The sequence below is a fragment of the Aeromonas sp. S8(2024) genome (assembly GCF_041403085.1).
Classification (GTDB): domain Bacteria; phylum Pseudomonadota; class Gammaproteobacteria; order Enterobacterales; family Aeromonadaceae; genus Aeromonas; species Aeromonas dhakensis.
On the sequence record NZ_JBGLRF010000009.1, the window covers coordinates 43,788 to 68,803 of the forward strand.

26 protein-coding genes are annotated in these 25,016 nt (G+C 63.7%); 14 read left to right on the forward strand and 12 right to left on the reverse strand.

Annotation, left to right across the window (positions count from 1 at the left end):
* Positions 1-10: 10 nt before the first annotated feature.
* The 6 genes from ACB031_RS18920 to ACB031_RS18945 form a co-directional block, all read right to left on the reverse strand.
* A complete protein-coding gene (locus ACB031_RS18920; RefSeq protein ID WP_005307710.1) occupies positions 11-658 on the reverse strand; it encodes a LysE family translocator in 648 nt (215 codons plus the stop codon).
* Between the two features lie 80 nt (positions 659-738).
* Positions 739-1,557 (reverse strand): helix-turn-helix domain-containing protein, encoded by an 819-nt coding sequence (locus ACB031_RS18925; RefSeq protein WP_371140071.1) that lies wholly within the window; start codon positions 1,555-1,557, stop codon positions 739-741.
* A 66-nt stretch (positions 1,558-1,623) separates the two neighbouring features.
* Positions 1,624-2,526, reverse strand: a complete 903-nt coding sequence (gene rarD / locus ACB031_RS18930; protein ID WP_017766217.1) for an EamA family transporter RarD — start codon at positions 2,524-2,526, stop codon at positions 1,624-1,626.
* Between the two features lie 125 nt (positions 2,527-2,651).
* Complete coding sequence (locus ACB031_RS18935; RefSeq protein WP_005307716.1) at positions 2,652-2,825, reverse strand: hypothetical protein; 174 nt, start codon at positions 2,823-2,825, stop codon at positions 2,652-2,654.
* A gap of 125 nt (positions 2,826-2,950) precedes the next feature.
* A complete protein-coding gene (locus tag ACB031_RS18940) occupies positions 2,951-4,447 on the reverse strand; it encodes an aldehyde dehydrogenase (protein ID WP_319906874.1) in 1,497 nt (498 codons plus the stop codon).
* A 260-nt stretch (positions 4,448-4,707) separates the two neighbouring features.
* A complete protein-coding gene (locus tag ACB031_RS18945; protein WP_005307724.1) occupies positions 4,708-5,250 on the reverse strand; it encodes a cupin domain-containing protein in 543 nt (180 codons plus the stop codon).
* A gap of 185 nt (positions 5,251-5,435) precedes the next feature.
* Between ACB031_RS18945 and ACB031_RS18950 the strand changes: the two genes are divergently transcribed.
* From ACB031_RS18950 to ACB031_RS18975, 6 genes are all read left to right on the forward strand, one after another.
* Positions 5,436-6,767, forward strand: coding sequence for an aspartate aminotransferase family protein (locus tag ACB031_RS18950; RefSeq protein WP_017778620.1), 1,332 nt, complete (start codon positions 5,436-5,438; stop codon positions 6,765-6,767).
* 98 nt (positions 6,768-6,865) lie between these two features.
* The gene (locus ACB031_RS18955) at positions 6,866-8,362 is read left to right on the forward strand and encodes a CoA-acylating methylmalonate-semialdehyde dehydrogenase (RefSeq protein ID WP_216973673.1); all 1,497 of its coding nucleotides are present in this window, start codon (positions 6,866-6,868) and stop codon (positions 8,360-8,362) included.
* 84 nt (positions 8,363-8,446) lie between these two features.
* Entirely contained in the window at positions 8,447-9,202 is a 756-nt protein-coding gene (locus ACB031_RS18960) for a glutamine amidotransferase (protein WP_017778618.1), read from the forward strand.
* The gene (gene ald / locus ACB031_RS18965; protein ID WP_010635456.1) at positions 9,199-10,314 is read left to right on the forward strand and encodes an alanine dehydrogenase; all 1,116 of its coding nucleotides are present in this window, start codon (positions 9,199-9,201) and stop codon (positions 10,312-10,314) included. The genes ACB031_RS18960 and ald overlap by 4 nt, the downstream gene beginning before the upstream one ends.
* A gap of 119 nt (positions 10,315-10,433) precedes the next feature.
* A complete protein-coding gene (locus ACB031_RS18970; protein ID WP_139431002.1) occupies positions 10,434-11,273 on the forward strand; it encodes a PfkB family carbohydrate kinase in 840 nt (279 codons plus the stop codon).
* 298 nt (positions 11,274-11,571) lie between these two features.
* Positions 11,572-12,024, forward strand: a complete 453-nt coding sequence (locus ACB031_RS18975; protein ID WP_005307739.1) for an Rrf2 family transcriptional regulator — start codon at positions 11,572-11,574, stop codon at positions 12,022-12,024.
* A 60-nt stretch (positions 12,025-12,084) separates the two neighbouring features.
* Here ACB031_RS18975 and ACB031_RS18980 read toward each other — a convergent pair whose 3' ends face one another.
* Complete coding sequence (locus ACB031_RS18980; RefSeq protein ID WP_005307741.1) at positions 12,085-12,597, reverse strand: ferredoxin-type protein NapF; 513 nt, start codon at positions 12,595-12,597, stop codon at positions 12,085-12,087.
* A 138-nt stretch (positions 12,598-12,735) separates the two neighbouring features.
* Here ACB031_RS18980 and ACB031_RS18985 point away from each other — a divergent pair, with 138 nt between their 5' ends.
* Together ACB031_RS18985 and rmuC are read left to right on the forward strand one after the other, a co-directional pair.
* Positions 12,736-12,951 (forward strand): hypothetical protein, encoded by a 216-nt coding sequence (locus ACB031_RS18985; protein WP_042005813.1) that lies wholly within the window; start codon positions 12,736-12,738, stop codon positions 12,949-12,951.
* The gene (gene rmuC, locus ACB031_RS18990) at positions 12,948-14,288 is read left to right on the forward strand and encodes a DNA recombination protein RmuC (RefSeq protein WP_048018446.1); all 1,341 of its coding nucleotides are present in this window, start codon (positions 12,948-12,950) and stop codon (positions 14,286-14,288) included. Before ACB031_RS18985 ends, rmuC begins: the two co-directional genes overlap by 4 nt.
* A gap of 128 nt (positions 14,289-14,416) precedes the next feature.
* On the opposite strand, the gene ACB031_RS18995 is transcribed toward rmuC, so the two are convergent.
* From ACB031_RS18995 to def, 5 genes are all read right to left on the reverse strand, one after another.
* The gene (locus tag ACB031_RS18995; protein WP_005307750.1) at positions 14,417-15,859 is read right to left on the reverse strand and encodes a TrkH family potassium uptake protein; all 1,443 of its coding nucleotides are present in this window, start codon (positions 15,857-15,859) and stop codon (positions 14,417-14,419) included.
* A 96-nt stretch (positions 15,860-15,955) separates the two neighbouring features.
* Positions 15,956-17,332: a Trk system potassium transporter TrkA gene (gene trkA, locus ACB031_RS19000; protein ID WP_005307752.1), complete on the reverse strand. Its 1,377-nt coding sequence runs from the start codon at positions 17,330-17,332 to the stop codon at positions 15,956-15,958.
* 147 nt (positions 17,333-17,479) lie between these two features.
* Complete coding sequence (rsmB, locus tag ACB031_RS19005) at positions 17,480-18,772, reverse strand: 16S rRNA (cytosine(967)-C(5))-methyltransferase RsmB (protein WP_201885362.1); 1,293 nt, start codon at positions 18,770-18,772, stop codon at positions 17,480-17,482.
* Positions 18,773-18,828: 56 nt separating this feature from the next.
* Positions 18,829-19,773: a methionyl-tRNA formyltransferase gene (fmt, locus tag ACB031_RS19010; protein WP_371140072.1), complete on the reverse strand. Its 945-nt coding sequence runs from the start codon at positions 19,771-19,773 to the stop codon at positions 18,829-18,831.
* Positions 19,774-19,785: 12 nt separating this feature from the next.
* Complete coding sequence (gene def / locus ACB031_RS19015) at positions 19,786-20,298, reverse strand: peptide deformylase (protein WP_011704266.1); 513 nt, start codon at positions 20,296-20,298, stop codon at positions 19,786-19,788.
* Positions 20,299-20,406: 108 nt separating this feature from the next.
* On the opposite strand from def, the gene ACB031_RS19020 reads away from it, so the two are divergent.
* The 6 genes from ACB031_RS19020 to ACB031_RS19045 all read left to right on the forward strand — a co-directional run bounded on the left by ACB031_RS19020 (position 20,407) and on the right by ACB031_RS19045 (position 24,963).
* Positions 20,407-21,495 carry a LysM peptidoglycan-binding domain-containing protein gene (locus ACB031_RS19020; RefSeq protein ID WP_017778614.1) on the forward strand — a complete coding sequence of 363 codons (1,089 nt, stop codon included), beginning with the start codon at positions 20,407-20,409 and terminating at the stop codon, positions 21,493-21,495.
* Between the two features lies 1 nt (position 21,496).
* A complete protein-coding gene (dprA, locus tag ACB031_RS19025; RefSeq protein ID WP_010635448.1) occupies positions 21,497-22,612 on the forward strand; it encodes a DNA-processing protein DprA in 1,116 nt (371 codons plus the stop codon).
* Entirely contained in the window at positions 22,605-23,078 is a 474-nt protein-coding gene (locus tag ACB031_RS19030) for a DUF494 family protein (protein WP_005307774.1), read from the forward strand. The genes dprA and ACB031_RS19030 overlap by 8 nt, the downstream gene beginning before the upstream one ends.
* 55 nt (positions 23,079-23,133) lie before the next feature.
* Complete coding sequence (locus ACB031_RS19035) at positions 23,134-23,691, forward strand: type I DNA topoisomerase (protein ID WP_201971803.1); 558 nt, start codon at positions 23,134-23,136, stop codon at positions 23,689-23,691.
* Between the two features lie 74 nt (positions 23,692-23,765).
* A complete protein-coding gene (purE, locus tag ACB031_RS19040) occupies positions 23,766-24,269 on the forward strand; it encodes a 5-(carboxyamino)imidazole ribonucleotide mutase (RefSeq protein ID WP_005307779.1) in 504 nt (167 codons plus the stop codon).
* Between the two features lie 133 nt (positions 24,270-24,402).
* Entirely contained in the window at positions 24,403-24,963 is a 561-nt protein-coding gene (locus ACB031_RS19045) for a Sua5/YciO/YrdC/YwlC family protein (protein WP_211027863.1), read from the forward strand.
* Positions 24,964-25,016: the final 53 nt, after the last annotated feature.

Consider the following 25,016-nt stretch of genomic DNA (forward strand, 5'->3'; position numbering starts at 1 on the left):
AAAACAGATGTCAGGGCAGGACCAGGGCGTAGGCCTCGCCGGCCATGCCGGTCAGGATGGAGAGGCTGACGGCGCCGAACAGCAGGCCGGTGACCAGGTTGAGCGGACGCTGCACGCGGCCGAGCAGGCGCTGGGCCCGCACGGTGGAGAGACTCCAGGCCAGCACCCCGAACCAGGCCAGCGAGAGCAGGAACAGCTCCAGCACCAGCAGGCCGCGGGTCAGGCCGTCCACCTGGGGCGTCACCATGGCGGCCAGCAGCCCCATGAAGAACAGCAGCGCCTTGGGGTTGAGCAGGTTGGTGGCAATGCCGCGCTGCACCCCCTTGCGCCAGCCCTGCGCTTCGCCGCCGGCGTGCAGGGCGAGCTCGGCCGAGCTGTGCCAGGCCGCCTTCAGCGCCCCCCAGCCAAGCCAGCCCAGATAGAGGGCGCCGACCACCTTCACCGTCATGAATAGCCAGGGGTGTTCGGCAATCAGCAGGCTGATGCCGGTGAGGCTGAGGGTGGCATGTACCACAATCGCCAAGGCGATGCCCAGCGCTGCGCCGAGGGCGGTGGGCCTGTGCAGGCTGGTGCGCAGGATCAGCGCGAAGTCCGGGCCCGGGCTCGCCAGGGCGATGAGGTGGATGAGACCTATGGTCAGAAACAGGCTGGTGAACATGGTGAAACCTCGATGATGGTACGAGGCGACAGCATGGCGGATCGCGAAGGCGCCGGATTGTAAAAGATTGCAGTGCGGGGCTAGTCGGTGCGCCCGCTGGCGGCCTGCATCTGCTGGCGAAAATCGGCGGGGGTGAGACCGAACGCCTGCCGAAAGCCGTGGTGGAAGTGACTCTGATCGAAGAAACCGACCGCCAGCGCCACTTCGCTCACCGGCAGGCCGCTGCCGAGCAGACGCTTGCTCTGCTCGAGCCGCAGCCGCTTGAGCCAGGCGTAGGGGGTCATGCCGGTCTTCTTCTTGAACTGGCGCAGGAAGGCGAAGCGATCCAGCCCGAACAGGGCGGCCAGATCCTCCAGGCTGTGGCGCTGATCCAGCCGGGCCATCAGATAGTCGCGCAGGTACCTGAGCTGAGGGTCGGCCAGGGCGTGGCGCTCGGGGGCGATGTGCAGCAGCTCGCCGAGCAGGGCCAGCAGTTGGCTCTCCGCCAGCAGGCCGTCGGGGCTGGGGTTGTCCAGGTACATGTGCAGCCGGGCGAAGCCCTGATAGAGATCGGGGCGGCTCTGCAACCCCTTGTCGAAGAAAGGCTCCGGGCTGTCTGGCAGCCAGCGGGCCAGCTGCTCGGGGGCGATGGCGAACACCCGCACCTCGTACCCTTCCGGCCGCAGGCTGAGGCCGTCGTGCATCTCGTCCGGGTTGACGGTGGAGAGCTCGCCACGCACCAGGTGGTGGCTGTTGCCCTTGTGGATGAATTTCTGGCCGCCCTGCTGCACCAGACCTATGTGGTAGTCCAGGTGAACATGGCGGCCATAGCTGAACTCCCTGTGGTGGGAGTGGGAGAGTTCAACCCCCGGCAGCAGCCGGGATTGCCAGTAGTGGATGCGGGATTGGGGTGCGCTCATCGACTATTGATAACCTGAAACCCGAACGCGGGCTTGTAGATTATTGCAGCGCCGGGCGGCGTCCCGTCAAGCCTGCTCCGCAGCCTGCCGGCGCTTGCCGCTGCGCAGCCCGTCCAGACTGAACAGCACCAGCGCGCTCCAGATGAAGGCGAAGGTTATCATCTTGTCCAGCGCCAGCGCTTCGCCATAGAGGGTGACCGCCAGGATGAACATCAGGCTCGGCCCTATGTACTGGAAGAAACCCAGGGTGGAGAGCTTGAGCCGGGTGGCCGCGGCGGTGAAGCAGAGCAGCGGCGCCGTAGTGACGGCACCGGCGGCGATCAGCAACAGGTTGAGGTGCCAGTCATTCTGGGTGAGATGGCTGGTGGGGCTGTCGGCGATGCCCCACAGATAGATGGCGGCCGGCGGCAGCATGATCAGGGTCTCGATCAAGAGGCCGGTCAGCGCGTCGAGGGCCAGCTTCTTGCGAATGAGGCCATAGATGGCGAAGCTCGAGGCCAGCACCAGGGCGATCCAGGGCAGGGAGCCGAAGGCGATGATCTGGATGGCGACACCGATCGCCGCCAGTCCCACCGCCCACCACTGCAACCGGCGCAGCTTCTCGCTCAGGAACAGCATGCCGAGCAGCACGTTGAACAGCGGGTTGATGTAGTAGCCGAGGCTGGCATCCAGCATGTGGCCGTTGTTGATGGCCCAGATGAACAGCAGCCAGTTGCCGCCGACCGTGATGGAAGTGAAGGCCAGGGTGAGCAGCACCTTCGGCTGGCGCAGTACCGCCTGCACCTTGTGCCACTGGCGGCCGAGCAGGGTCAGCACCAGCAGCAGGGCGCACGACCAGATCATGCGATGGGTCAGGATCTCGGCGGCCGGCACGGCGGCGATGGTCTTGAAGTAGATGGGCGCTAGGCCCCAAAGGGTATAGGCGCACAAGGCGTAGATGACGCCCTGGCGCTGAACGTGTTGCTGCATGCGGATAACCTTCACTGGAGAGGCGGATGCTGGAACGCATCGCAAAAAATCAGTGTAGCGATCCTTTTGCGGGGAAAGAAGCGAATAAATGGTGATCAGCGGATTTTAACGGCGTACTGCCCTGCTCAGCGGCCTCCGCCGCGGCGGATCTTGTCCACGTCCAGCAGCAGCCACAGCATGAGTGCGATGGCGGAGATCCACGGACCCCAGGTCACGTAGGCCTCACCGTGTCCCAGTATGTAGAACAGCAGCGGCAGTCCTATTACCAGAAACAGTACACTTCCCAGAAAAAATAACATTTTTATCTTTATATTTAAGGGCTTGTCTATTTGATGATTATATCGATTGAGGCCGGCGATGAAAGGGTAAAAATGAAAAAGGGGGATTTCTCCCCCTTTTCGATAAATGAACGTCATTTCTGATGCTATTCGAGCTGGATCCAGGTGCTTTTCAGCTCGGTGTACTTCTCCAGCGCATGCAACGACTTGTCGCGACCGTTGCCGGACTGTTTGAAACCGCCGAACGGCATGGTCATGTCGCCGCCATCCCAGTTGTTGACGAACACGGTGCCGGCGCGCAGGGCGCGGGAGCCTTTCACCGCCTTGTTGAGATCCGCCGTCCAGATTGCGGCCGCCAGGCCGTAGTCGGTGTCGTTGCCCAGCGCAATGGCCTCATCCAGGGTATCGAAGCCGGTTACCGCCAGCACGGGGCCGAAGATCTCCTCGCGGAAGATGCGCATCTCTGGGGTCACCTCGTCGAAGATGGTGGGCTCGATATAGAAGCCGCCGCTCTCGGTATTGGTGCGCTTGCCCCCCAGCAGCAGTTTGGCACCCTGCTGCTGGCCGATGGCGATGTAGTTGAGCACCTGCTCCATCTGGATGTGATCCACCATGGCGCCGATGCGGGTGGTGGGGTCGAGCGGGTTGGCCGAGATCCACTCGCGGGCATGGGCCAGCAGCCGCTCCATGAACTGCGGCTTGATGCTGTTTTGCACCAGCAGGCGGGAGGCTGCGGTGCACACCTCGCCCTGGTTGTAGAAGATGGCGCCGGCCGCGCTGCGGGCGGCGGCGTCCAGGTCAGGCGCATCCGCCAGTATGATGTTGGGGCTCTTGCCGCCGCACTCCATGAAGGCACGCTTGAGGTTGGACTTGCCGGAGCACTGCACCAGATGCTTGCCGATCTTGGTGGAGCCGGTGAAGGTGATGCAGTCCACGTCCATGTGCATGGCCAGCGCTTCACCGACCGTGTGGCCGAAGCCGGGCAGCACGTTGAACACGCCGTCGGGGATGCCAGCCTCCTTGGCCAGAGCAGCGATGCGCAAGGCAGTGAGCGGGGATTTCTCGGAGGGTTTGAGGATAACCGAGTTGCCGGTGGCGAGCGCCGGGCCCAGCTTCCAGCAGGCCATCACCAGCGGGAAGTTCCAGGGGACGATGGCGGCCACGACGCCGAGCGGCTCGCGGGTCACCAGCGCCAGGGCGGACTCCTCGACCGGCGCGACCTGATCGTAGATCTTGTCGATGGCCTCGGCGTTCCAGGCGATGCAGTTGGCGGCGGCGGGGGCGTCATAGCCCATGGCGTCACCGATGGGCTTGCCCATGTCGAGCGATTCCAGCAGCGCCAGCTCCACCAGATTGAGCCGCATCAGTTCGGCGAAGCGCTGCAGGACCTGCTTGCGCTGCTTGGGCGACAGACCGCTCCAACGTTTGTCGTCAAAGGCGGCGCGGGCGGCCTGCACCGCCAGTTCGGCATCGGCGGCGTCGCAGGCGGCAACCTTGGTCAGCAGCTTGCCGTTGGCCGGGTTGATGCAGTCGAAGGTGGCGCCGTTGATGGCGTCCCGGTAGCTGCCGTCGATGAAGGCTTGCGAGGGCAGGGTCAGGTGGGAGGCCTTGTGTTGCCACTGGGCCAGGGTCAGGTCACTCATGTTCACTCCTTGAACCGGCAAAAAGTCAGTTTCCGCGTATCAATATGCTAAACATCCTGCCGCTTGTAAATCCATCTTGTAACAATTCGTTAAACACCTTGCCGGTTTGGCCTCATCCGGAATCCGTCCCGGCGAGGGTATCCGGCAGGGCAAACCGCACCGCAAGAGTGGCCATCGACGCCTGCCGAACCGCAGGCCGGTGCTAAGGGGCTGGTCGTGCTGCTGGGTCCGCCGAGGGGCGGGATCTCCCCTCTCATGGCTTAGAAGCTGGCGGGGGTGTTGGCCGAGATCAGCACGCATTCGTGCTCATCCACATTGCGAAAACGGTGCGGGGTGCGGCTGTCGAAGTAGTAGCCGTCTCCCGGCGCCAGCAGATAGACCTGCTCGCCGACGGTGACCTCCACCTGGCCCTGGATGACGATGCCGCACTCTTCGCCTTCGTGGCTCAGCATGTCGTCGCCGGTGTCGGCGCCCGGTGGCAGTATCTCCTGCATCATGCCGATGGCGCGGTTGGCGCGGCTGTGGCCCACCAGGCGGTAGCTGATGGGGTGGGTGCCGAGATCCGGCATGTCGGCGGCGCGGAAGATCACCTCGGAGTCCATCTCCGTCTCATCGGTGAAGAAGGTGGCCAGCGACATGGGGATCCCTTCCAGCACCTTGCGCAGGGAGGCGACCGAGGGGCTCACTTGATTTTTCTCGATCTGGGAGATAAAGCCGTTGGTCACACCGGAGCGTTTGGCCAGCTCGCGCTGGGAGAGGGCGGCTTTGGTGCGAACCGCCTTGAGGCGGTGACCGATATCCATCGATAGACACTCCTTGACTGTTTACTATTATTAAATTTGTGTTAAATATCTTATACCACCCCGCTCAGAGCAGCTAGCCGGGTGACACCATATGGGGCAAGTTTGAGCCCTTTTTTAAGATTTTAGGTGTTTAATTTAATAGGCATTGGCCGATAGTTACTAAACACCTTAAGGATGAGGTGACCATGAAACCGATCAGCGACATCAATACGCCCTCCGACATGTCCGCTTTCTGGATGCCGTTTACCGCCAACCAGCAGTTCAAGGCGGCGCCGCGCATCCTGAAGTCGGCCGAGGGAATGTATTATCACTCAGAGGATGGCCGCAAGATACTGGATGGCACCGCCGGGCTCTGGTGTTGCAACGCGGGTCATGGTCGGCGCGAGATTGCCGAGGCGGTTTCCCAGCAGATTTCCCACCTCGATTTTGCCCCCACGTTCCAGATGGGGCACCCCCTGCCATTCGAGCTGGCCAACCGGCTGGTGGAGATCGCCCCCAAGGGCTTCGGCCACGTCTTCTATACCAATTCAGGATCGGAATCGGTGGATACCGCGCTCAAGATCGCGCTGGCCTGGCAGCGGGCGCGCGGCCAGGGCACCCGTACCCGGCTCATCGGCCGTGAACGCGGCTACCACGGGGTCGGCTTCGGCGGCATCTCGGTGGGGGGCATTCCCGGCAACCGCAAGTGGTTCGGCTCCCTGCTGACCGGGGTGGATCACCTGCCCCACACCCTCAACATCGCCAAGAATGCCTTCACCAAGGGGCTGCCCGAGGAGGATGTGGCGCTGGCCGACGAGCTGGAGAAGATCGTCTTCCTGCACGACGCCAGCAACATAGCGGCGGTGATCGTCGAACCCATCGCCGGCAGTACCGGCGTGCTGATGCCGCCCAAGGGCTACCTCAAGCGGCTGCGGGAGATCTGCACCAAACACGGCATCCTGCTCATCTTCGACGAGGTGATCACCGGTTTCGGCCGCCTCGGCTCTCCTTTCGCCGCCCAGGAGTTCGACGTCATCCCCGACATGATCACCTGTGCCAAGGGGCTCACCAACGGGGCCATCCCCATGGGCGCCGTGCTGGTACAGAACCACATCTATGACGACATGATGGCGGCCGGCAAGGGGGCCATCGAGCTGTTCCACGGCTACACCTACTCCGGCCATCCGGTGGCCGCCGCCGCGGGCCTCGCGACCCTCGAGATCTACCGCAACGAAAACCTGCTGAGCCGCGCCGCCGATCTGGCGGGTTACTGGGAGGAGGCGGCCCATTCGCTGAAGGGCTGCAAGCACGTGAAGGATGTGCGCAACTACGGGCTGGTGGCGGGCATCGAGCTCGAGTCCATGCCGGATGCACCGGGCAAGCGCGCCTACGAGGTGTTCGTGCGCTGCTTCGAGAAGGGGGCGCTGATTCGGGTCACCGGCGACATCATCGCCCTGTCGCCGCCCCTCATCATAGAGCGCAGCCAGATCGACGATCTCTTCACCCTGCTGCAGGACGCCCTGCAGGCCCAGGACTGACTTTCAACCGGTTGATGGCGCCCGTCGCGGCGCCACTTGCCCGTGCCTGCTCCCCGGGACGGCGCGGGCAGGGACGAATAACCCATCACGGAGGATTTATGACATACAGGGTCAGCAACTTCATCGACGGCGAGACGACCGAGAGCCGCAGCGAGCGCTTCGGGGCCATCTTCAACCCGGCCACCGGCCAGCAGCAGGGCCAGGTGGTGCTCAGCACCGCCGCCGAGTGCCAGGATGCCATCGCCAGCGCTGAGCGCGCCCTGGCCGACTGGGCGCAGACCCCGCCCCTGGTGCGGGCCCGGGTACTGTTTCGCTTCAAGGAGCTGATGGAGCAGCACAGGGATGATCTGGCGCGGCTGATCAGTCGCGAGCACGGCAAGGTGTTTTCCGACGCCCAGGGCGAGCTGACCCGGGGTCTGGAGGTGGTGGAGTTTGCCTGCGGCATTCCCCATCTGCTCAAGGGGGAGCACTCCCTCAACGTGGGCCGCGGGGTCGACAGTCACTCCATGATGCAGCCGGTGGGGGTCTGCGCCGGCATCACTCCGTTCAACTTCCCGGCCATGGTGCCGCTCTGGATGTTTCCGGTGGCCATCGCCTGCGGCAACACCTTCATCCTCAAGCCCTCCGAGAAGGATCCCTCCCTCTCCCTGCGCATGGCCGAGCTGCTCAAGCAGGCGGGCCTGCCGGACGGGGTGCTCAACGTGGTCAACGGCGACAAGGAGGTGGTGGACGTGCTGCTGACCGACCCGCGGGTCGGTGCCGTGTCGTTCGTCGGCTCCACCCCCATTGCCCAGTACATCTATGCCACCGCCTCGGCCCACGGCAAGCGGGTACAGGCGTTGGGCGGCGCCAAGAACCACATGGTGGTGATGCCGGACGCGGATCTCGATCAGGCGGTCTCCGCCCTGATGGGGGCGGCCTACGGCGCCGCCGGCGAGCGCTGCATGGCCATTTCGGTGGCCGTGGTGGTGGGTGACGACACCGCCGATGCGCTGGTGGCCAGGCTGTCGCCGCTGGTGGCGGCGCTGCGGGTGGGCCCGGGGCTGGGCCAGAGCCCGGAGAACGAGATGGGGCCCCTCATCAGCCGCGAGCACCTGGCCAAGGTGCGTGGCTATGTGGATCAGGGGGTGGCTGAGGGGGCCAAGCTGGTAGTGGACGGCCGGGGCCTGAGCCAGGGCGAGGGTTACTTCATCGGCGGCAGCCTGTTCGACCGGGTGAGCCCGGAGATGCGCATCTACCGGGAGGAGATCTTCGGCCCTGTGCTGGCCATCGTGCGGGCGCCGGACTACGAGACGGCGCTCAAGCTCATCAATGAGCACGAGTACGGCAACGGCACCGCCATCTTCACCTGCGACGGCGACACCGCGCGGGACTTCACCGCTCGCGTGCAGGTCGGTATGGTAGGGGTGAACGTTCCCATCCCGGTGCCCATGGCGTTTCACAGCTTTGGCGGCTGGAAGCGGTCCATCTTCGGGCCGCTCAACATGCACGGGCCGGATGGGGTGCGCTTCTATACCCGGATGAAGACGGTGACTGCCCGCTGGCCCCAGAGCCTGCGGGCGGGCGCGGAGTTCTCCATGCCGACCATGAAGTAATCAACCATGCAGCAGCTAGCCCGGACATGGCCCGGTGGCAGGAATCCACCTTCGTTCGCCGCTATCACTGTGAAGGAGTAACAGATGCGACTGGGAATTCTCGATTGTGACCGGTTGGACCCCGATTTGGCGGGGGACTTCGGCCCCGTTTACTCCGAGATGTTTATCAAGGGCTTCCGGGCCCTGGCCCCCGGGCTGGAATTTCGGGTCTGGTCGGCGCTCGATGGCGAGCTGCCGGCCGATCTGCACGAGTGCGATGCCTGGCTCATCACCGGCTCGCGCCACGATGCCTACAGTGACATCCCCTGGATCCAGGCGCTGCGCGACTGGATCCGGCGCGCCCACGATGCCGACGTCAAGCTGGCGGGGGTCTGCTTCGGCCACCAGGTGATCGCCCAGGCGCTGGGGGGCGAGGTGGTGAAGTCCACCAAGGGTTGGGGGCTGGGGGTGTCGGTCCATCCCATGCTGGCCAGGCAACCCTGGATGGAACCCGGGCTCGAGACCATCCGGATCCTGGCCAGTCACCAGGATCAGGTGGAGCAGCTGCCACCGGGGGCCACCCGGCTGGCGGGCAATGATTTTTGTCCCAATTTCATGTTTTTGCAGGGTGACCACATAGTGGCCATCCAGGGACATCCGGAATTCTCGGTGGCGTACAACCGGGCGCTGATCGAACGGCGGCGGGATTTGCTGCCGGACGATCGTTACCAGCGCAGCCTCTCCTCGCTGGAGGGAGAGGTGGATTCGGCCACCATGATGCAGTGGTTGTTGCAATTTTTGGGCATCCTGCCCGGCGCCGACACGGCCGCCGGCGGGATCACAGCAGGAGAGCGAGCATGATTATTGGCGTACCCAAGGAAATCAAAAACCATGAATACCGGGTCGGCATGACTCCCGCCGGAGTGCAGGAGCTGACGGCCCGGGGACACAAGGTGCTGGTGCAGCAGCAGGGAGGCGAGGCGATCGGGCTGTCCGACGCCGAGTACCAGGCAGCCGGTGCCGAACTGGTGGCCAGCGCGGCGGAGATCTTCGCCCGGGCCGAGATGATAGTGAAGGTGAAGGAGCCCCAGCCGGAGGAGTGCGAGCTGCTCAGACCGGGTCAGCTGCTGTTCACTTACCTGCACCTGGCGCCGGATCCGGTGCAGACCCAGCTGCTGGTGCACTCGGGGGCGGTGGCCATCGCCTACGAGACGGTGACCGACGATCGCGGCGGCCTGCCGCTGCTGGCGCCCATGTCCGAGGTGGCGGGGCGGATGGCGATCCAGGCCGGCGCCCACAGCCTGGAGAAGGCGCAGGGGGGCAACGGCACCCTGCTGGGCGGGGTGCCGGCAGTGGCACCCGCCAAGGTGGTGGTGCTGGGGGGCGGGGTGGTCGGTGTCAACTCGGCGCGCATGGCGCTTGGACTGGGGGCCGACGTCACCATCCTGGATCGCTCCCTGCCGCGGCTGCGGGAGCTGGACAGCCTCTACGGCCCGGCCCTCAAGACCCTCTACTCCACCCGCACCAACATAGAGGCGTGCATCGCCCAGGCTGACCTGGTGATCGGTGCCGTACTGATCCCGGGGGCGGCGGCGCCCAAGCTGCTGACCCGCGACATGCTCAAGCTGATGCGCAAGGGCTCGGTGCTGGTGGACGTGGCCATCGATCAGGGCGGCTGTTTCGAGACCTCCCACCCGACCACCCACGAGGAGCCCACCTACGTGGTGGACGGCATCATCCACTACTGCGTGGCCAACATGCCGGGCGGGGTGGCGCGCACCTCCACCTTCGCGTTGACCAACGCCACCCTGCCGTTCGTGCTGGCGCTGGCGGACAAGGGCTATGCCCGGGCGCTGCAGGAGGATCGCCACCTGCGGGCCGGTCTGAACGTGTTCAAGGGCAAGATCACCCAGGCGGCGGTGGCGCAGGCGCTCGGCTACGAGTACGTCAGCGCCGAGGCGGTACTGGACTGACGCTGCCGTCGCGGGTCCGCCCGGCAAACGTCGAGCGGGCTCACAAACCCCGCGATTTCAGGGAGGGCCGCTGCGGCCCTTTCTCATATACTGGGCTCCCCTGTCAGTGAGGTCTCTTCATGTCCCGCATTCTGCTGCTCGCCAATCTCAACTGTGATCACGTGCTCTCCCTCTCCGAACCCCTGGTGGCCGGTGCCCGCCTGCAGTACGTGGATCAGGGCCGCCGGCTCGGCGGTGGCGCCGCCAACACCGGCATCGGGCTGGTGTGGGCCGGCCACGAGGTGAGCATAGCGTCGCGCATCGGGCTGGACGAAACCGGCGACTGGCTGCTGGAGCAGGCGGCGGGCTATGGCCTGGATTGCAGCCATGTGGAGCGCTTCGGCGGCGAGACCGGCGAGCTGCTGATCCTGGTGGACTCCACCGGCGAGCGCACCATCCTCAGGCGGCCACGGCGTCCGGATCTGCCGGGGGATCTGCCGAGCGAGGGGGTGGACTGCCTCTACGTGAACTATCCCGGCACCGCCATCATCGGCTACATGCGCCAGATGCTCGGCAAGAGCTTCGTGGTGGCCCAGTACCCCAAGGGCGGCCAGGCGCGTCGCCCCTGCCACGTGCTGGTGGCCTCCCGTTCCGATCTCGGCGAGGTGGACGACCTCTGGCAGCATGCCCGCCAGATCGCCGGCGAGCAGCTGGCCTGGCTGGTACTGACCGAAGGCAAGGCGGGGGCGGTGGCCATTCACGGCGAGGAGCAGATCCGGGTGGCGGCGCGGCCGGTATCGGTGGTGGACACCACGGGGGCGGGGGATGCCTTCGCCGGCGGTTTGATCCACGGGCTGGCGCGGGGCATGGCGATCCGGGAGGCGCTGCAGTGCGCGGTGGACTGGGGCGCTTTTGCGGTCGCCTCCGAGAGTTCCATCCCTTCCAGCGCCCTGAAGAACTGGCTCAAGCAGCCCCATTGAATCGGCAAAAACGGTTGCGAATGACACATGGCAGCATCGGCGGGGGCGAGGGAGGAAACCGGCGAATTTAACCGTCAAAACCCGCCAAAACCTTGGGCTAACCCTGCAAGTTTGCGATCAATCAAAGAAAGTGTCGATTTATGTGCATCTTCATCGACACCCGCCTGAGCTGCTCTTAACCTTGACCTCCACGACTCAGATTAAGAGGCGGACGCTGCGCGGGCGCAGGGGTTCCCCTACCTCTTAGCTTTAGGTCGTCGTCCTGATTTCTGGCTTGTAGTAAGAGGCAAGTGCGACCATGCAACTGACACGATTTACCGACTATGCCCTGCGTACCCTCACCTTTCTGGCCGTCCAGCCGGGAGATCGCCTGTCGACCATCACAGAGGTGGCCGATACCTTTGGCATCTCCCGCAACCATGTGGTCAAGATTGTCCACCAGCTCGGCATCAAGGGGTACATAGAGACGGTGCGTGGCAAGCATGGCGGCATCCGGCTCGGTCGCTCCGCCGTCTCCATCAACCTGCGCGACGTGGTGATGGACATGGAGCACGTGCTCTGCCCGGTGGACTGCAAGCGTGAAAACTGCCGCCTCTCCGGTGGCTGCCGCATCCAGGGCATTTTGCGTCGCGCCATGAACGCCTTCCTCGAGGTGCTGGGTGAATACACCCTGGCCGATGCGGTGCGCGACCCGACCCGGCTCTGCCACCTGCTCGGCATCGAACAGGATTCCATCCTGGCCATGGCATAAGCCAGGTAAGCACGACAAAGGGGCCCGCGGGCCCCTTTGTCGTTTGCGCCGGACGCGGGATCAGGGTTGGGGGATCAGGGTGATGGCGCCGTGCAGGCAGGCGAGGCCGCAGGCGCCGCAACCGTCGCAGGCCGCCATGTTGATGCTGACGCCGTCGGCGCAGGCCTTGATCGCCTGCTGGGGGCAGGCATCTTCACAGAGCAGGCAGTAGAAGCCCTGGCGGGCCTGACAGCTTGCCTCGATCCGCACCCGGGTCTGCACCTGACGGCCAAGTTGCAGGTCGAGGGCGCCGGTCGGACAGGCTCTGGCGCAGCTGCCGCAGTAGCTGCACTGGCCGCAGGCGAGATCGAGCAGCGGCGTGCCGGCGATGGGGGTGCCATCGTATTCGGGCTGGGTGGCCGGCTTGAGCAGGCCGTTGGGACAGGCCTTGAAGCATTCGCCGCAGCGGGAGCATAGGGAGAGGAACTGGGACTCTTCGATGGCCCAGGGGGGACGGGCTTCATGGCAAACCACCTCGGGTTTGCGGGAGCCTCCCAATGCCTGCGTCAGCCAGCGACAGAAAAAATGCGTCATGCCCACCCCTGATACCTATTAGGGGTTAATTTTATCCAAGTTTCCCTTTGCAAGCCAGAGAATAGCGCCGGCCAGGATCGCAAGCCGGGTTGCCCTTGTGTAAGCTAGGCGGGTCTTTTTGCAGGATTGAATGAACTCATGTGGTTATTTCTGTGGCGTGCTTCTCTGCTCTATATCTTCCCCTTGCTGATGTGGGGCTACTGCCGCATCAAGGGGATCGAATTCGTCGAGCTCGACACCGGGGTTAACAGCCACAAGTGGGTGGTGCTGGCCGCCTATCTGCTCTACGTGCTGATCTGGCTGCTGCTCAACCGCTATCTCGAGCTGTTCCTGCGCCAACGGGGTCGCAAATGATCGAGCCCGGGCTCTGGGCCCTGCTGCTGCCGGGTGCGCTGCTGGCCATCGGCATTGGTTGGGGGATCGGGCGGCGCAGCGGTACGGCGCAAGCCCGGGAATTGCTGCTGAGCCAGGAGCGCCTGCAGGCGCTGCAGGAACGTTATGACGAGCTGCAGGATGAGCGGCTGCTGGGCCAGCAGAAGCTGGATCAGCAGCAGACCCTGCTGATCAAGCTCACCGCCCGTCTCAAGGATGCCGAGGCCACCCTGCGCAGCGAGCGGCTGGCCGCCGCCGAGAAGCTGCAACTGCAACAGGAGGCGGAGGCTCGCCTCAGCCAGCAGTTCGAGAACCTCGCCAACCGCATCTTCGAGCAAAACTCGGGCAACTTCCGCGAACTGAACCAGAACAGCCTGGATCTGCTGCTCACCCCGCTGAAAGAGCAGCTGGAAGGCTTTCGCCGTCAGGTGGGGGAGACCCACGCCCAGGAGACGGCCCAGCGCCACAGCCTCAAGTTCGAATTGGAGCGCCTCGCCGAACTCAACGCCCGCATGACCGAGGAGGCGGCGGCGCTGACTCGCGCCCTCAAGGGCGACAGCAAGCAGCAGGGCAACTGGGGCGAGGTGGTGCTGGCGCGCATCCTCAGCGAATGCGGCTTGCGTGAGGGTCACGAGTACCACACCCAGGTCAACATCGAGGTGGACAAGGGCAAGCGCTATCAGCCCGACGTCATCGTCCACCTGCCGCAGGACAAAGACATCATCATCGATGCCAAGGTGTCGCTGACCGCCTACGAGCGCTGGTACAACGCCGCTGACGAGCTGGAGAAGGCGGTCGCGCTGAAAGAGCACGTCGCCTCGGTGCGCAACCACATCCGCGAGCTGGGCCGCAAGGATTACCAGCAGCTGCCCGGGGTGCGCACCCTCGATTACGTGCTGATGTTCGTGGCGGTGGAGCCTGCCTTCCTCACCGCGGTAGAGGCCGACCCCTCGCTGGTGCGCTACGGTCTCGACAACAACATACTGCTGGTGAGCCCCACCAACCTGATGGTGGCGCTGCGCACCATAGAGAATCTGTGGCGCTACGAACGGCAGAACCAGAATGCCCGCCAGATCGCCGAGCGGGCCGGCCGCCTCTACGAGAAGCTGCGTCTGTTCGTGGAGGAGATGCAGCAACTGGGGGGCAGCCTGCACAAGGCACAGGAGAGCTACGACAAGGCGATGGGGCGGCTGGTCAACGGGCGCGGCAACCTGATCGCCCAGGTGGAGCGCTTTCGCGAGCTGGGGGTGGAGGTGACCAAGACCTTGCCCGAGCCGCTGGTCAACCGGGCGCTGGAGCGGGAAGACCCGGCCGAGTGAGGCAGGGCCTCATGCTTCATGCAACAAGAAGGGCAGCCAGTGGCTGCCCTTTTGTATTTCTGCGTCCGCACAGGCTTTGCTCTTCGAACGTGTGAACTCACCGGCATGCGGGTTGTTGCCCTGGTCGGTTATTGCCGCCAGAAGGAGGGGAAGAAGATCACCGCCACGGTCAGGATCTCGAGACGCCCCAGCAGCATGCCGAACGACAGGATCCACTTGGCCGAGTCCGGCAGGGAGGCGAAGTTGGCGCTGGGGCCGATGACCGGGCCCATGCCCGGGCCTACGTTGGCCACGGCGGTGATGGAGCCAGAGATGGCGGTCAGGGGATCCAGCCCGATGGCGCCGAGCAGGGCGGCGATCAGCAAGATGATGGCGAAGTAGGCCAGCACGAACGAGATCATCGAGCGGATGATGGCGTCGTTGACCGGCCGGCCGTTGTACTTCTGCGGGAAGACCCCGGAGGGGTGCATCAGCTGGCGCATCTGCTTCTTGAACAGGGCGAACGCCACCTGCACCCGGAAGATCTTGAGACCGCCGGCGGTGGAGCCGGAGCAGGCGCCGAGCGCCAGCAGCACGATGAAGATGATGCTGGTGAGCGGGCCCCAGGTGCCATAGTCGCCGAGGCCATAGCCAGTGGTGGTGAGCACGGAGACGATGTTGAAGCTGCTGATGCGCAGGGCATCCGTGAAGTCGTAGGTGCCCCGCAACCAGAGATAGACGGTGACCACCAGGGTGACCCAGACCACCAGCCAGAAGAAGCCCCGCACCTGGGCATCCTTGAGCAGGCTGTGATCGCGCCGGCTCAGGCTCTGCACGTAGAGCAGGAAGGGCAGGCCGCCGAGAAACATGAAGAGGGTGCCGATCCAGTGCGCCGAGTTGGAGAAGTGGGACATGGATTGATCGGAGGTGGAGTAGCCGCCGGTACTCAGGGTGGTCATGGCGTGATTGACCGCCTCGAACAGGGTCATGCCGCTCACCCAGTAGGCCAGGAAGCAGAGCATGGAGAGCACCAGATAGACCAGCACTATGTTGTTGGCCACCGTCTTGGCGCGCGGGGCACTTTTATCCGACCAGTCCGAGCTCTCGGTCTGGAACAGCTTCATGCCCCCTACGTTGAGGTAGGGCAGTACCGCTACCGCCATCACGATGAAACCCACCCCGCCCAGCCACTGCAGGATGGAACGCCACAACAGGATGCTGTGGGCCATGTTGTCGAGCCCGGACAGCACGGTGGAGCCTGTGGTGGTTACCCCCGACATGGTTTCGAAGTAGGCGTCGGTGAAGTTGATGTGGGTGATGAAGAAGAAGGGCAGGGCGCCAAAGATGCAGGCCACCACCCAGACCGAGGTGGTGAGCAGGAACATCTCCCGCACGCCGAGGTGAAACTCCGCCTTGCGGCCGTAATGAAGGCAGAGCAGGGCCGCGCCGTGGGTGATCAGCACCGACTTGAGAAACTCGACGAACCCCTCTGAGCCGGTCAGCAGGGCCAGCAGGGTGGGCAGCCACATGAACAGGGCCAGTTTGGAGAGCACCAGCCCGAGGGTGAAGATGATGGGACGCAGCTTGATCATGCAAGATAACCTGGTCGTTGATTGACAAAAGACCCGGACAACCCCCTGGAGAGGCGGTGCCGGGTCTGCTTTGCGCTGCCTGGGTACATGGGCAGGTTACAGGAAGAAGGGACTTGGCTGGAACAAGCGTTCCACTTCCGGAATGTACTTCTTGTCCACCAGGAACATCACCACGTGGTCGTCCTGCTGGATCTGGGTACGGTCGTGGGCGATCAGTACTTCATCCCCCCGAACCACGGCACCTATGGTGGTACCGGGCGGCAGCTTGAGTTCGCCCACCGTCTTGCCGACCACCTTGGAGGTGTTCTCGTCACCGTGGGCGATGGCCTCGATGGCCTCGGCGGCACCGCGACGCAGGCTGTAGACGTTGGCGATGTCGGCCCGGCGCACATGGGTCAGCAGGGCCGAGATGGTGGCCTGCTGGGGCGAGATGGCGATGTCGATGGAGCCGCCCTGCACCAGATCCACGTAGGCGCTGCGCTGGATCAGCACCATGGTCTTCTTGGCGCCCATCTTCTTGGCGAGCAGGGCCGACATGATGTTGGCCTCGTCCTCGTTGGTCACCGCGATGAAGACGTCGATCTGGTCGATGTGCTCCTCCGCCAGCAACTCCTGATCCGCCGCATCGCCGCAGAAGACGATGGTGTGCTCCAGCACCTCGGAGAGCTGCTCCGCCCGCTTCTGGCTACGCTCGATCAGCTTCACGCTGTAGCGCTTCTCCAGCTGACGGGCGAGGCCGGCGCCTATGTTGCCGCCGCCGACGATCATGATGCGCCGGTAGGGGCTCTCGAGGCGCTGCAGCTCCGACATCACGGCGCGGATATGGCCCGCTGCCGCCACGAAGAACACCTCGTCATCCGCTTCTATGATGGTGGTCCCCTGCGGACGGATGGAGCGGCCCTGACGGAAGATGGCCGCCACCCGGGTCTCGATGTTGGGCATGTGATCGCGCAGGGTGGAGAGGGCGTTGCCCACCAGCGGACCGCCATAGTAGGCCTTGACTGCCACCAGTCCCACCTTGCCGCCGGCGAAGTCAACCACCTGCAAGGCGCCCGGGTATTCGATCAGGCGGCGCACGTAGTCGGTCACCAGCTGCTCGGGGGCGATCAGGTGATCCACCGGCACGGATTCGGGCAGGAACAGCCGATCCCGCTCCACCAGATAGGCCGGCGAGCGAATCCGCGCCACCTTGTTCGGGGTGTTGAACAGGGAGTAGGCCACCTGGCAGGCGATCATGTTGGTCTCGTCGCTGTTGGTGACCGCCACCAGCATGTCGGCATCCTGGGCGCCTGCTTCGCGCAGCACCTTAGGATGGGCGCCGTGGCCGTTCACCACCCGCAGGTCAAACTTGTCCTGCAGTTCGCGCAGCCGATCGCTGTCGGTATCGACGATGGTGATGTCGTTGTTCTCGCCGGCCAGGTTCTCGGCCAGGGTGCCGCCGACCTGACCGGCGCCCAGAATGATGATCTTCATAGAACCGCCTCATGGACGTCACCCTTGCCAGCTCTGCCTGTGTGCGCGGGGACAGTCATCAACATCATGAATCTCATAGGGAAAACGTGCTCGATATTGGGCAGTAACGGGTGCCGACCAGCGGCACCCCCGTACTTGCGGCCCTGCTTAGCGCTTGCTCAGCCTGGCGTAGTAGAAGCCGTCCATCTCGGCCTCGCCCGGCAGGAACTGGCGCCCCGGGCACTCCGGTGTGTCCTCTGCGTGCAGGGGCACCAGGGTGGCATCCGGCGTGGCCGCGAGGAAGGCGCGGATCTGATCGCGGTTCTCTTCCGGCAGCACGGAACAGGTGGCGTAGAGCAGAGTACCGCCGCTTTTCAGTTTCGACCAGAGGGCACCGAGGATGCGGCGCTGCAGTTCAGCCAGCTCGCGAATGTCCTGATCCCGGCGCAGCCACTTGATGTCGGGGTGGCGGCGGATGACGCCGGTGGCGGAGCAGGGGGCATCCAGCAGGATGCGGTCGAACTGCCCCTCTGGCCACCACTGATCCGGCGTGCTGGCATCGCCGTGGATCACCTTGGCGCTGAGGCCGATGCGATCCAGGTTCTCCTGCACCCGCTTGAGGCGGTTCTCGTCGGCATCGACGGCGACCACGCCGGCCAGCTTGGGCTGGCGCTCCAGCAGGTGAGCTGTCTTGCCACCGGGGGCGGCGCAGGCATCCAGTACCCACTCGCCCGGCTGCGGGTCGAGCAGGGCGGCCGCCTGCTGGGCGGCACCATCCTGTACCGAGCAGTCGCCGACCTCGAAGCCGGGCAGCTTGGTCACGTCGCAGGGACGCTCCAGCAGGATGCAATCCTCGCCCTCTTCACCGGCCACCGCATTGATGCCGGCGTCAGCCATGCGGGCCAGCATCTGCTCGCGGCTCTGGCGCTGGCTGTTGTTGCGGATCCACATGGGCGGGCGCTGGTTGTTGGCATCCATGATGAACTCCCACTCATCCGGATAGGCCTGACGCAGACGCTTGGTGAGCCACTCGGGGTGGCCGAGGCGCACGCTCGGTACGCGGTCGATACGCAGCAGAATGACTTCGGCGCTGCGCTGGAAGTTGCGCAGCACGCCGTTGATGAGGCCGCGCAGAGAGGTACCTTTGAGCAGCTTGACGGCGTTGACGGTCTCGGCCACCGCGGCGTGAGCCGGAATGCGGGTGTAGATGAGCTGATAGAGACCGACCAGGATGAGGTAGTGGAAGATGCGGCTCTTGTTCTTGAGCGGCTTGTCCATCATCTCGCCGACCGCCGCATCGAGGCGGGGCAGCCAGCGCAGGGTACCGTAGCAGAGTTCTTGCAGGAGGGCGCGATCGCGGGGCGCAACCTTCTCCTGGGCAGCAGGCAGAACGGCTGAGAGGGACTGGCCCTGATCCAGCACCTGTTGAATGACGAGAGCAGCCTGTGCGCGTGTTTTCATAGTGTTACCTTAGATGCGCAAGTCGGGGCCTGGGCCCCGCCTTGTGTCAATTCAGTTCAATTCAATTGCGTGCCGGGTTCAAACCAGTCGCGGCGAGAGTTGAGCAGATCCGTCACGGACATCGCCTTCTTGCCGGGCGGCTGCAGGGTCAGCAGGCGCAGTACCCCCTTGCCGGTGGCGACATCGATCCCCTGCTTGTCGGCCTTGAGCAGGGTGCCGGCGCGCTGGCCGTGATCCTGTGTGATGACCTCGGCCTGCCATACCTTGACGGTCTGATCGGCTACCTCGAACCAGCTGATGGGCCAGGGATTGAAGGCGCGGATGCAGCGCTCGATAGCGGCTGCGTCCATCGACCAGTCGATGCGGGCCTCTTCCTTGGAGAGCTTCTCGGCGTAGTTGGCCAGCGCATCGTCCTGCGCCTCGGCGGCGATGTTGCCGGCGGCCATGGCGTTGATGGTGTCGACCAGCGCCTGCGGGCCCAGCTCGGCCAGCTTGTCATAGAGGCTGGCGGAGGTCTCGTCGGCGGCGATGGGGCAGCTCACCTTGCGGATCATGGCGCCGGTATCCAGCCCCACATCCATCTGCATGATGGTGACGCCGGTTTCGGCATCGCCCGCCCAGATGGAACGCTGGATCGGGGCGGCGCCGCGCCAGCGCGGCAGCAGGGAGCCGTGCACGTTGATGCAGCCCAGACGCGGGGTATCGAGCACCACCTTGGGCAGGATCAGGCCGTAGGCCACCACCACCATCAGGTCGGCGCCAAGGGCAGCCAGTTCGGTCTGGGCCTCTTCCTTGCGCAGGCTAGCCGGTTGATAAACCGGCAGATCGTGGGCCAGCGCCAGCTCCTTGACCGGGCTGGCGGTGAGCTTCTGGCCGCGGCCGGCGGGCTTGTCCGGCTGGGTATAAACGGCGACGACCTCGTGGTCGGAAGACAACAACGCCGCCAGGTGACGGGCGGCGAAGTCGGGAGTACCGGCAAAAATCAGTTTCAGCTTATTCAATGGGGCAGATCCTCAGAGGACTTTGCGATCTTCACGGGCCATCTTTTCCAGCTTCTGGCGAATGCGCTGGCGCTTGAGCGGGGAGAGGTAATCAACAAACAGCTTGCCGACCAGATGGTCCATCTCATGCTGGATGCAGATGGCGAGCAGATCGTCTGCTTCCAGCTCGAATGCCTTGCCGTGGCGATCCAGTGCGCGCACCTTGACCCACTCGGCGCGGGGCACCAGGGCACGGCTGCCGGGCACGGAGAGACACCCTTCCTCGATGCCGGTGCTGCCGGCCTGCTCGATGATCTCGGGGTTGATCAATACCAGAGGATCTTCACGGTTTTCAGAGACATCGATCACTATGATGCGCTGATGAATGTCGACCTGAGTGGCGGCAAGGCCGATGCCTTCCTCCGCGTACATGGTTTCGAACATATCATCTACAATGTGTTGTAACTCGGGTGTAAAGGTCTCGACAGGGGCTGCGACGGTACGCAGACGCTCATCGGGGAAACGCAATACATCTAGAATGGCCATAGTTTTTTCTTTAGTTTCGTATAAATGCAGTCAATATTGGCGTAATTCTAGTCATTTACGCCGACAAAAAACAGCAACACTTTGCGCGCAGAAGTAACAGGGAGTGTTATGTATCTGAAGCAAACCATCCTCGCCTGCCTGTTGGCCACGTTGAGCCAGGGAGCTCAGGCCGACCAGCTCAAACTGAAGGCAGGCTATCCCGAGACCTATGTGGTGCAAAAAGGCGACACCCTCTGGGATATTTCCGGCCAGTATCTGGCAGAGCCCTGGCTCTGGCCAAGGCTCTGGAACATCAACCCGCAGATCGCCAATCCCCACTGGATCTACCCGGGTGACGTGCTGCACCTGAGCTGGGTCAATGGCGAGCCGCGGCTCGGCAAGGCAACCCAGGGCGGCAAGCAGGTGATCCGCCTCTCTCCCAAGAGCCGCTACGAGAACAAGGCCAATCCCATTCCGACCCTGCCGCTCAGCGAGATAGGCCCCTTCCTGCAGACCGACCATATTCTGGCAAACAGCCAGCAGGCGAAGCAGTTGCCCTACGTGCTTGGTAATGATGAGGCCCATATCGGCATGCTGGAGGGCGATACCCTCTACGTGCAGGGTTCGCTGATCCCGGGCCAGGATTACGGCATCTACCACCCTGGCGCCATCTACAAAGATCGGAAAACCGGCGAGCAACTTGGGCAGGAGGCGGTCTTCGTCGGTACGGCCAGGGCGGAGGCCCTGCTGCCGGATGGCCGTACCCGGGTCACCCTCAGCCACAGCAAGCGGGAAGTGTATCAGGGAGACAAGCTGATGCCGTTCCCGCCGCAGGAGAGCCTCTCCGCCGTGTTTACACCCAAGGCGGCCCCCGTCATCTCACCCGGCTATATCGTCGATCTGCCGAGCAAGGCCCGGGGCGGCGGCAAGTTCGATGTCGTGCTCATCAACAAGGGTCTGCGGGATCAGGTGGCACCCGGCGATGTGCTGGAGATCCTGCGACCCGGGACCCGGCTGGTGAGCAAGAATGGCAAGGTCGCCTATCGGGAGTACTCTTCCGTCTATGACAAGGCCTTCTATTCTGCCGGCAAACCACCGCTCCCCTCGGAGGCGGTGGCGCGGGTCATGCTGTTCAAGGTGTATGACAAGTTGAGCTACGGGCTGATCCTGCAAAGCCAGAACATGGTCGGCACCGGCTATCAGGTCAGCAACTTCTGACGTGACGCTTCCATCCGGGCGACTCGCGCTGTGGCTGACACTGGATGCCGTCACCGGTATCGGCCCGGTCACTGCCGCTCGTCTGCTCGCCCATTTCGGCGGCGACATCGCCGCCCTGTTCGACTCGGAAGACGGCACCTTGCGAGAACTGGGTCTGCAAAGTGCCCAGATCCGGCAGATGCGATGGCCTCTGCCGGTGGTCGAACAGGGGCTGAGCTGGGCAGCCGAGCCCGGCAATCATCTTCTCTGCCCCGACGATCCCGCCTATCCACCTCTGCTCAAGGAGATCCCAGCCGCCCCTCTGTTGCTCTACTGCCGCGGCAATCTGGCAGCACTGTCTGTTCCCCAGCTGGCGATGGTCGGCACGCGCCACCCGACCTATGCCGGCAAGGACAATGCTGCCCGCCTCTGCAGCGAGCTGGTCGCGTGCGGATTGGCCATTACCTCAGGTCTGGCGCTTGGCATCGATGGGATTTGTCATCAACAGGCGCTGACAAACGGGGGGATCACCCTGGCAGTGCTGGGTTCAGGGCTCGACAGCCTCTACCCCAAGCGTCATCAGGGGCTGGCAGAGCAGATCCTGGCGCAGGATGGTGTGCTCATCTCCGAGCTGGTGCCCGACAAGGGGCCGCTGGCGGAACACTTTCCACGGCGCAATCGCATCATCAGCGGCCTGTCGCTGGGCACCCTGGTGGTGGAGGCTGCCGAGCAGAGCGGTTCGCTCATCACGGCCCGTTACGCGCTAGAACAGGGACGGGATGTCTTCGCCGTGCCGGGGGCACCGCAGAACGGGCAGGCGCTGGGCTGCAACAAATTAATCCAGCAGGGGGCCAAACTTGTGTTGAGCGCGGCCGATATAGTGGAAGAGCTGCCGGGATTCTGTGCCCTGAGCCATCAAGGGACGGATATGTCTGAGCAGCAGCATAATAGCGAATTGCCTTATGCCGATTTGTTGGATAACGTAGATTACGAGACCACGAGCGTGGATACCGTTGCCGAGCGGACCCAGCTTCCTGTCGAAGTGGTATTGGGCAGGTTGGTTGAGCTGGAGCTGGCCGGAGCAGTGATGGCGGTAGCCGGTGGATACGTCAGAGCGAGGAGGGCGAATCATGTTTGATGTACTGATGTACCTTTTCGAGACCTACATCCACAGCGATGCAGATGTGACGGTCGAACAGAACGAACTCACCGATGAACTGAGCCGCGCCGGTTTCGACAAGGAGGAGATCGAGAAGGCACTCGACTGGCTGGAAAGACTGGCCAATCTGCACGACAGCGAGCGGGAGGTCTACGTGGCCGCCAGCACGCAAGGCTCGATGCGCATCTATGCCCCGCAAGAACTGGCCCGTCTCAGCACCGAGTGTCGCGGCTTCCTGCTGTTTCTGGAGCAGGCCCAGGTGCTCAACGCCGAAACCCGCGAAATCTGCATCGAGCGTCTGCTCGAGCTGGACAAGCCGGATATCGAGCTGGATGACCTGAAGTGGGTGGTCATGATGGTGCTCTTCAACGTTCCCGGCAGTGAAAACGCCTACCAGCAGATGGAAGAGCTGGTGTTTGACGAGTCAGATGGCGTCATCCACTGACAGCCCGCAGCCGCGCTGGTAGAATCCGGATCATCTGGATTTCAAGGCGCGGCCCATGTCAAAGATCGATCACCACCTCTTTTCTGCCCACGAGCATGCGCTTGAACGTGAGCAATGCCCGCAGTGTGGTGCCGAGCTGGTGATCCGCCAGGGCAAGCACGGCCCTTTTCTGGGCTGTTCCGCCTATCCTGCCTGCGACTTCATTCGCTCCCTGACCCCCTCCGGCCGTGACATCGAGAAAGTACTCGAAGGTTCTGCTTGTCCGGACTGCGGTCAACCGCTGGCGATCAAGAAGGGGCGCTATGGGTTGTTCGTGGGCTGTACCCAATATCCGGCCTGCCAGCACATCGAATCCCTGCAGGAGAGTGACGATACCCAGGTACTCTGTCCCGAGTGTGGCAAGGGTCATCTGATCAGTCGGACCTCGCGTTATGGCAAGCAGTTCTACTCCTGCGACGGCTATCCCCACTGCAAATACGTCGTCAATGACAAGCCGGTTGCCATGCCTTGCCCGCAGTGCGGCTGGGGCATCATGGTGGAGAAAAAGGTGCGGGGGAGCGTGCGCTGGGTCTGTCCGCAAAAGAAATGCGGTCACCAGAGCGAGCGGGTATAATCGCGCCGCCTTGAGCGAATTGAAACGTTTTCGGCAACCTTCCACCCCCCACTTGGAGTAAGGAAATTCCCGCCATGACTAAACCTTTCGTTGCCGTATTGATGGGCTCTGATTCCGATTTTCCCGTGATGCAGACCACTCTTGAGGTTCTCAAGTCGTTCGACATCGCGGTGGAAGTGAAAGTGACTTCCGCACACCGTACCCCGGCGGCGACCCACCAGTACGTAACCGATGCCGAAGCCCGTGGCTGCAAGGTCTTTATCTGCGCCGCCGGTCTGGCCGCTCACCTGGCAGGTGCCGTGGCTGGCATCACTACGCGTCCCGTGATCGGCGTGCCCATCGATGGTGGCCCGCTCAAGGGGCTGGATGCCCTGCTTTCCACCGTGCAGATGCCGGGTGGTGTGCCGGTGGCAACCGTGGCTATCGGTAAAGCCGGTGCCAAAAATGCCGGCTATCTGGCAGCCCAGATGCTGGCGGTGGCCGATGATGAACTGGCGGCCAAGGTTCGGGCCGAGCGCCAGAAGAATGCCGACGAGGTGCTGGCCAAGGATGCCGCCCTGCAGGCTCAACTCAAGTAAGCCCTGAGACGGCAACCTCGGTCAGTCTCGCTCTCTGTTGTTGGCAGGGGGATAAAGAGGGCTGCGGTGGTTGCCACCCTGCGGGGTCAACCTTAATTGATGATGAGGCGACAGCCCGGCTGTCGCATTTTTTATGTCCAAAGAATTTGAACTTGCTGTTGCCGCACTCCAGCACGATGGAGTGATTGCCTACGCTACCGAAGCGGTTTTTGGCCTGGGATGTGACCCCGATTCCGAAGCGGCGGTACAACGCCTGCTGGCGATCAAGCAACGACCGGTAGAGAAAGGATTGATCCTGATTGCCGCCGGTCTGGCCCAGCTGCAGGATTACATCGATTTGGACCAGCTTACCAGCGAGCAGCTGGCCAGGGTGGAGGCCAGCTGGCCCGGTCCCTTTACCTGGATCATGCCGGCTCGTCCCGATACGCCGGCCTGGCTGACCGGACAATTTGACACCCTGGCCGTGCGCGTCACGGCACATCCACAGGTACAGGCGCTGTGTCGTGCCTTTGGCAAGCCGCTGGTCTCCACCAGTGCCAATCTGACTGGCGAGGAGCCTGCCCGCCGGCTGGCCGACATCGGCGAATTGCTGGCCAGCCAGCTGGCCTATATCCTGCCCGGCGAGGTGGGGGGGCAGGCCAACCCATCCGAGATCAAGGATGCCAGAACCGGTGCCGTCATTCGCCCCTCCTGAGCGGCGTTGGTGACGAGGTCTGGTGGCTATGCGGACGGGCGGAGTGCCGGTTC

Bases quoted from the DNA above. Each gene is read 5' to 3' on its own strand.
- ACB031_RS19035 (WP_201971803.1), top strand. From the start codon at position 23,134: ATGTCAAAGATCGATCACCACCTCTTTTCTGCCCACGAGCATGCGCTT.
- ACB031_RS18920 (WP_005307710.1), bottom strand. From the start codon at position 658: ATGTTCACCAGCCTGTTTCTGACCATAGGTCTCATCCACCTCATCGCC.
- ACB031_RS18950 (WP_017778620.1), top strand. From the start codon at position 5,436: ATGAAACCGATCAGCGACATCAATACGCCCTCCGACATGTCCGCTTTC.
- ACB031_RS19045 (WP_211027863.1), top strand. From the start codon at position 24,403: ATGTCCAAAGAATTTGAACTTGCTGTTGCCGCACTCCAGCACGATGGA.
- ACB031_RS18925 (WP_371140071.1), bottom strand. From the start codon at position 1,557: ATGAGCGCACCCCAATCCCGCATCCACTACTGGCAATCCCGGCTGCTG.
- ald (WP_010635456.1), top strand. From the start codon at position 9,199: ATGATTATTGGCGTACCCAAGGAAATCAAAAACCATGAATACCGGGTC.
- def (WP_011704266.1), bottom strand. From the start codon at position 20,298: ATGGCCATTCTAGATGTATTGCGTTTCCCCGATGAGCGTCTGCGTACC.
- ACB031_RS18935 (WP_005307716.1), bottom strand. From the start codon at position 2,825: ATGTTATTTTTTCTGGGAAGTGTACTGTTTCTGGTAATAGGACTGCCG.
- ACB031_RS18945 (WP_005307724.1), bottom strand. From the start codon at position 5,250: ATGGATATCGGTCACCGCCTCAAGGCGGTTCGCACCAAAGCCGCCCTC.
- ACB031_RS18955 (WP_216973673.1), top strand. From the start codon at position 6,866: ATGACATACAGGGTCAGCAACTTCATCGACGGCGAGACGACCGAGAGC.
- ACB031_RS18980 (WP_005307741.1), bottom strand. From the start codon at position 12,597: ATGACGCATTTTTTCTGTCGCTGGCTGACGCAGGCATTGGGAGGCTCC.
- ACB031_RS18975 (WP_005307739.1), top strand. From the start codon at position 11,572: ATGCAACTGACACGATTTACCGACTATGCCCTGCGTACCCTCACCTTT.
- rmuC (WP_048018446.1), top strand. From the start codon at position 12,948: ATGATCGAGCCCGGGCTCTGGGCCCTGCTGCTGCCGGGTGCGCTGCTG.
- rsmB (WP_201885362.1), bottom strand. From the start codon at position 18,772: ATGAAAACACGCGCACAGGCTGCTCTCGTCATTCAACAGGTGCTGGAT.
- ACB031_RS19020 (WP_017778614.1), top strand. From the start codon at position 20,407: ATGTATCTGAAGCAAACCATCCTCGCCTGCCTGTTGGCCACGTTGAGC.
- ACB031_RS18940 (WP_319906874.1), bottom strand. From the start codon at position 4,447: ATGAGTGACCTGACCCTGGCCCAGTGGCAACACAAGGCCTCCCACCTG.
- ACB031_RS18985 (WP_042005813.1), top strand. From the start codon at position 12,736: ATGTGGTTATTTCTGTGGCGTGCTTCTCTGCTCTATATCTTCCCCTTG.
- ACB031_RS18960 (WP_017778618.1), top strand. From the start codon at position 8,447: ATGCGACTGGGAATTCTCGATTGTGACCGGTTGGACCCCGATTTGGCG.
- ACB031_RS18995 (WP_005307750.1), bottom strand. From the start codon at position 15,859: ATGATCAAGCTGCGTCCCATCATCTTCACCCTCGGGCTGGTGCTCTCC.
- ACB031_RS19030 (WP_005307774.1), top strand. From the start codon at position 22,605: ATGTTTGATGTACTGATGTACCTTTTCGAGACCTACATCCACAGCGAT.
- purE (WP_005307779.1), top strand. From the start codon at position 23,766: ATGACTAAACCTTTCGTTGCCGTATTGATGGGCTCTGATTCCGATTTT.
- rarD (WP_017766217.1), bottom strand. From the start codon at position 2,526: ATGCAGCAACACGTTCAGCGCCAGGGCGTCATCTACGCCTTGTGCGCC.
- ACB031_RS18970 (WP_139431002.1), top strand. From the start codon at position 10,434: ATGTCCCGCATTCTGCTGCTCGCCAATCTCAACTGTGATCACGTGCTC.
- trkA (WP_005307752.1), bottom strand. From the start codon at position 17,332: ATGAAGATCATCATTCTGGGCGCCGGTCAGGTCGGCGGCACCCTGGCC.